Source organism: Acinetobacter sp. 228 (assembly GCF_048147885.1).
Genome location: NZ_JAYWYV010000476.1, coordinates 1 through 1,135, shown reverse-complemented (window position 1 = coordinate 1,135; position 1,135 = coordinate 1). Strand labels below are relative to the sequence as shown.

The following is a 1,135-nucleotide window of genomic DNA, read 5'->3' as shown; positions in this document are numbered from 1 at the left end:
ATTTTCCGTAACGCGACTGTACCATTACTTGTGGCTAAATGATGAGATTTGCATATAGTTATCCGCAAATCTTGTGGATAACTATATGGAAAAGCAGGGGTAATAAAAGTAATTTGTTGATTATAAATAATAAAATGAAAAAGATGATTTTTTAACCATTATTTCACAATTGCAATTGCAAAACCATCATGACCTTTTGAGCCAACCGTTTGTAAAGCTGTGCAAGACAAAATTTGCGGATGTTTTTCTAGGGCTTTAAAAGTTTCACGAATGCCTTCAATACTTGGTTTTTTGTTTTCAGGATTCAAAATATCACCGGCACGAATGACATTATCTAGCACAATAATAGTGCCAGATTTTGAAAATTTGAGACTGAGTTCTAAATATTCCGGATAGCCCTGTTTATCGGCATCGATAAAGATAAAATCAAAAGGCTCAATCGATTGAGGGTCAATTGCGGAAAGTACATCGGCAGCACGGCCTAATTTAAGCTCAACTTTTACAGGCAGGTTGGCATGATCGATATTCTTTTGAGCCATTTCTGCATGAGTATCACGACCTTCAATGGTAAGCAAATAGCCATCTTCAGGCAGTGCACGTCCTAACCAGATTGTACTGTAGGCAGCAAAGGTCCCAATTTCTAAAACACGCTTGCATTTATTCATCTGAATGAGCATTTGCAAGAACATTCCTTGATTTGGAGCAACTGCAAGATGATTTGAAAAGCCGTGTTCGTCGGTATTTTTTAATGCAAAGTCGAGTCGAGGATCTTCGGGAATTAAATGTGAATCGATATATTCGTCAATGTCTGTCCACATCTGCTGCATAGTCAAATTTACCTGTATGTTGATAGGCGTATTTTAAACGTTTATGACTAGAGTGCAAAAATCTTCGATTCAAGAAATTTTGGTTGATTATAGAATGAGCAAATCCCCTTAAACTGAAGCGCATAAGGGGATTTATATTTTAGAAATTACACATTGACGTATTGCGGGTTAAGTCAGGTCCCCAAGTACGATAGCCTTGAGTATCAATATGGATTTGTCCTGAACTATATAAACCAATACCTAAATTTAAACTTTGGCCGTGCTGAGCCCAGAACTGACACAATTTAAACTTCGTATTTTCAATAAAA

General features: G+C 36.7%; 1 protein-coding gene and 1 pseudogene. Both read right to left on the bottom strand.

Going from position 1 to position 1,135, the window contains the following annotated elements:
* Window positions 1–158 precede the first annotated feature (158 nt).
* A complete protein-coding gene (locus VXQ92_RS19995) occupies window positions 159–827 on the bottom strand; it encodes an O-methyltransferase (protein ID WP_078202310.1) in 669 nt (222 codons plus the stop codon).
* 139 nt (window positions 828–966) lie between these two features.
* Window positions 967–1,135, bottom strand: a pseudogene (locus VXQ92_RS19990) (peptidase M15); the annotation flags it as partial.

What these genes read in the sequence shown, in the direction of transcription:
- VXQ92_RS19995 (WP_078202310.1), bottom strand. Translation starts at nt 827, where the DNA reads ATGCAGCAGATGTGGACAGACATTGACGAATATATCGATTCACATTTA.